The organism is Candidatus Cloacimonadota bacterium (assembly GCA_034661015.1).
In the GTDB taxonomy this organism is placed as follows: Bacteria; Cloacimonadota; Cloacimonadia; order JGIOTU-2; family JGIOTU-2; genus JAYEKN01.
In genome coordinates this window covers 1-4,596 of the sequence record JAYEKN010000184.1, presented here as the reverse complement: position 1 = coordinate 4,596, position 4,596 = coordinate 1, and the positions used below count along the sequence as shown (strand labels likewise).

At 37.3% G+C, this 4,596-nt stretch carries 4 protein-coding genes; all 4 read left to right on the top strand.

Features of this window, described 5'->3' with window-relative positions; translation table 11 throughout:
- Window positions 1–34: 34 nt before the first annotated feature.
- Window positions 35–982 carry a 4-hydroxythreonine-4-phosphate dehydrogenase PdxA gene (pdxA, locus tag U9P79_06995; GenBank protein ID MEA2104369.1) on the top strand — a complete coding sequence of 316 codons (948 nt, stop codon included), beginning with the start codon at window positions 35–37 and terminating at the stop codon, window positions 980–982.
- A complete protein-coding gene (locus U9P79_06990) occupies window positions 979–1,611 on the top strand; it encodes a ribonuclease HII (protein MEA2104368.1) in 633 nt (210 codons plus the stop codon). Before pdxA ends, U9P79_06990 begins: the two co-directional genes overlap by 4 nt.
- Before the next feature lie 57 nt (window positions 1,612–1,668).
- Complete coding sequence (locus U9P79_06985; protein MEA2104367.1) at window positions 1,669–4,302, top strand: heparinase II/III family protein; 2,634 nt, start codon at window positions 1,669–1,671, stop codon at window positions 4,300–4,302.
- Window positions 4,303–4,320: 18 nt separating this feature from the next.
- The coding region (locus U9P79_06980) for a hypothetical protein (protein MEA2104366.1) at window positions 4,321–4,596 on the top strand (276 nt) is incomplete at its 3' end.

The following is a 4,596-nucleotide window of genomic DNA, read 5'->3' as shown; positions in this document are numbered from 1 at the left end:
TGAATGAGAAGACTGGTGTTGAATTAATTTTATCATGAACAAAATCGGAATTACATTAGGAGATCCCACCGGAATCGGACCGGAAATTGTCAAAAATACCATTCAAAATTATCAGGGGAAAAACAAACTGATCCTCTATGGTAATTTACCCCAAAATTTTACTATTTCTAATTTGCAAAAAATAACACGTGTTGAAGATACAATAAATTTTACTGACAAATTATTTTGGATAGAAACTGCTCCAACCGATTTGTTTCTGTCTGGCAATCCCTCTGAAAATAGTGGAATCTCTGCTTACAATGCTATAAAATATGCTGGATATGATGCTGTAAAACAAAAAATCTCAGCGATTGCTACCGCTCCAATCAGCAAGCATTTTATTCAAATTCGCCATCCGGAATTTATCGGGCATACGGAATTTTTTGCGAATTTAGCAGATTGCAATAATTTTATAATGAGCTTTTTTAGCCCGAAGCTCAATGTGGCGATTCTCACAACTCACCTTGCTCTAAAAGATGTCTCCACCTCTCTTTCTGCAGGGAAAATTACAAATCAGATAAAACTAATTCATTCTTCTCTCATAAAATATTTTGGTATTGATAATCCCAAAATTGCTTTGCTTGGATTGAACCCACACAGTGGGGAACAGGGGAAATTTGGTAACGAGGAGCTAAGCATTTTTCATCCTATTATAAAAAAACTGAATGAAACCGGTTTGCGCCTTGATGGACCTTTTCCGGCTGATACATTTTTTTCAGGCAATTACCACAAATATGATATGATAATTTCTGCCTATCACGATCAGGCACTTATTCCTTTTAAAATGCTCTCATTCGATACCGGAGTGAATGTAACTTTGGGGCTTCCCTTTGTTCGCACTTCGGTTGATCATGGCACCGCTTTTGACATTGCAGGGAAAAATAGGGCAAATCCGCAAAGCATGAAAAATGCTTTATTATTGGCAGAAAGAATGATTGGATGATTTCCGAATATAAATCGTTTGGAAAATACCAAAAAATTGTGGGGTTGGATGAAGCAGGCAGAGGACCAATTGCGGGACCGGTAGTTGCTGCTGCTGTGATACTTCACCCGAATACAAAAATTCCGAGATTGAACGATTCAAAAAAATTATCAGCCTCCGAGAGAGAAAAATTATTTAAAATTATTATTAGAGAAGCAGTAGATTATTCTATCTCAGCAGTGGATTCTGAAAAAATTGATCAGATAAATATTCTTCAGGCATCTTTTTTGGCTATGCAAAAATGTTTGGATAAACTCGAAATATTACCCGATTATTTATTGGTTGATGGACCCTATCTCCCTACAAAATCCAATGACTTTATCTTGAAATTTCCGGCAAAACCGATAATTAGAGGGGATGGTAAATATTTTTGTATCGCAGCTGCTTCGATACTCGCAAAAGTGTATCGAGATAATTTGATGATGGATTTTCATGAAAAATACCCGCAATATGATTTTAAATCACACAAAGGCTACCCCACGAAAAAACATATCGAAGCGATAAATAATTTTGGTATTAGCCCCATTCACAGAAAAACATTTGCTCCGGTTAGGAAGAAGATCAAGGGAGAATTATCTCAGAAAGTTTGACACCATGTTGCACTTTTTAATTTTTTTATAAAAATCAAAAAAAATATAAGGAAAAAAATGAAAAAAATAATTGTACTATGCTTTATAATTTTAGTGGCGACTTTTGGACTGGGAATTGCTCAAGGAGCATGGCATCCAGAAAAAACTTACTGGCCAAGAACAGTTATCGATTCCAGCGATTCGGCAATTGATGCCGTAAGAGAACGCGTTCAAATAGAACCATACTCTGCAATGTATGAAACTATTTTAACTACATCTGAAACCGCTTATTCATCCTGCTCAAAGGAAAGAGACAAAGCAAGAGTAGCAAGATGTGCCGCTTTTCGTTATCTTATCGAAAATAACGGAACCACAACCTATGCAGACAAAGCAAAAGAGTATCTGCTTGTAACCCAAAGAGACGAATATTCTTCCACCGAAGAGCATTACAAAAATATTCTTTGGGATTCGGAAACCATCTCCATGGTTTGTATTGCTTATGATTTCCTCAAGGGAATGGGTTATGATTTTGGTGATGATGAAACGGCAATCCGTAACCAAATCAGCGAACTTGCATCATCTCTTTATTATGATCTGGTTGAAAATGACAGCTACACTAACCCGCTTTGGTTGATGTGGGTAAATGGTCAAGGAGAGCAAATCAATTACGGCGTAAAATTCGCATCCGCAATGGGGATGACCGCCATAGTGCTAAACACAGAAACCAATCCGGATAGTTGGAAACAACCTCAAACATGGATAAATTATTCAATGACGACCCTGAACAAACAGTTTAACCAAATGCCTTCTGATGATGGCGGTTGGATTGTAGATGATGATGGCGGATGGGCTGAAGGTCCTCACTATCAAGGATTTGCGGGTGGCAATTTCCTTCCTTTTGCAATATCTCACTATAATTTTGTGAACGGACAAACAGAATCTTATGGTGGTGAATCATTACAACCCCTTCTGCTAACACAAAATTTCTACGCTAATTCAATTTGGGGAATCAGAATCCGTATGCCAAATGGAGCACGACCCAATTTTGATGATTCGTTTTTAAATCCCTATTATTTCAACGGTATGCTTGCCGGATATCTGGATGATGATCTGCTTGCCTGGGATTATAAAAATGCTGATGAACCCTATTTTGTTTCTAATTCATCCGACAATATTGATGTGGAAGTGGTTTGTGCATCTAATCAATCTTATGCTGGTAATACTCCACCAGCGTTTTCTCCTACTCAATTCCTGATTGATGCGGGTCAAGCGGTTTTCCGCAGCAGCTGGGATAATGATGCAGTTTACATGTGCCTTCTCGGTGAATTTGGGATAGCACGTGAAGGAGGGCATACACACGAACATCCGGATAACACCAGCTTCGTTATTTTCGCTTACGGTGAACTGCTTGCAATGGACAGCGGATATGTCAGTTGGGACAAGCGGGACTTTGTTCGTTATGCAAAAAATCACAGTCTGATATTAGTGGACGGTGAAGGTCCTCCAGCTGCAAGTTCCATCTACGCAAACGGAACCGATGCCTTTATAACTAACAATTTTGATACTGATAGATTCGATTACAGCGAGATTTTAACTGAATATCAGGACACCTATTTCCAGCGAAGTGTTTCTTTTATCAACAATTCATATTTTATTATTTCAGATTTTGTTACATCAAATAATTCTCACACATATAGCTGGCTTTTGCACGGAAATGGTGGAGGAACCACCGGAAACGATTTCACCGAGACTCCTCTGGGTTCTACATATTCTGTCGGGGATGTTGATCTGAATTTTTTCATCAACTCCACTCAGGATATCACCCTTTCAAATTATGATGACTACCATGACGGCGGTGTATATGATTCTCTTTTCACACACACGGTAACATGTGCAGATGTAATCGCATCAGAGACATTGTATTCATCATTCATTATTCCCGAAAATACTACTGCGGATATTTCTTATACTCCCATAAATTTAGGCTCATGTATTGGGGGAACAATCTCAAGTGATAATGAGAAAACAATTACTTTGGTAAAATACGATCATTCGATTGTAACGCAGGCATTTTTTGAAAGTGAAGTTTCTTATGATGGTCATCAACTTATTGTTTCGAAAGATGACAATGAAATACCCAAAAATATTTTTATGACTGAAGGACAAGAATTTGTCTATGATGGTAACACAATTATCAGCAATTCTGTTTTTGCTAATATTGTTTTAAATATTGATGAGGATTTTGCTGCGGGTTATGTGGATACTTCCTGCACTGTTGGTTTCTTCACAGGGAACGAACCATCTTCCGTTACAGGCGGTTCCTATACTTATTCTGGTGGTATTACCTCAGTTACATTTCCGGAAGCCACAAATTTTGAGATAAATGTGATTTGGTCATTCGAGCAAAGCGTTGATCAACCACCGTATAAGAACGATATAGAAAATTTATCCATCTATCCTAACCCATTCTCGGGAACCAACAACATTTCATTTACTCTCTCCAAATCGCAGAAAATTTCGATAGAAGTTTTTAACTTAAAAGGGCAAAAAATTTCTACTATCCAAAACAGCATTTTACCAGCCGGAGAATATATTATAACTTGGCATGGATTAGATAAAGTTGGAAATAAGGTGGCGAACGGTACATATTTTTACAAAATACATTTGAAAAATGGCAAAACAATCAATAAAAAAATAAATTTACTAAGATAATTGAAAGGAAAAAAAGAAATGAATAAATACACTAATCATATTATTTTCTTCTTGATTCTGATCCTGGTTGCGTCCTGCACGATCAAGGCTCCTCAATCACCCGAATGGGAAACTGAAATTAATGTTCCCCTCATGAATGATAGCTATTTCATGCGTGATTTAGCAGATTCAACAGAAGATTATATTATCAGTATGCAGAGCGATACGGTTTATTTTTCTGCCTCGAATGACATTGAAACTTCCAATGTTGGTGATGAACTTAAAGTTGATGGACAAACAGAAATTTTTGAGGAA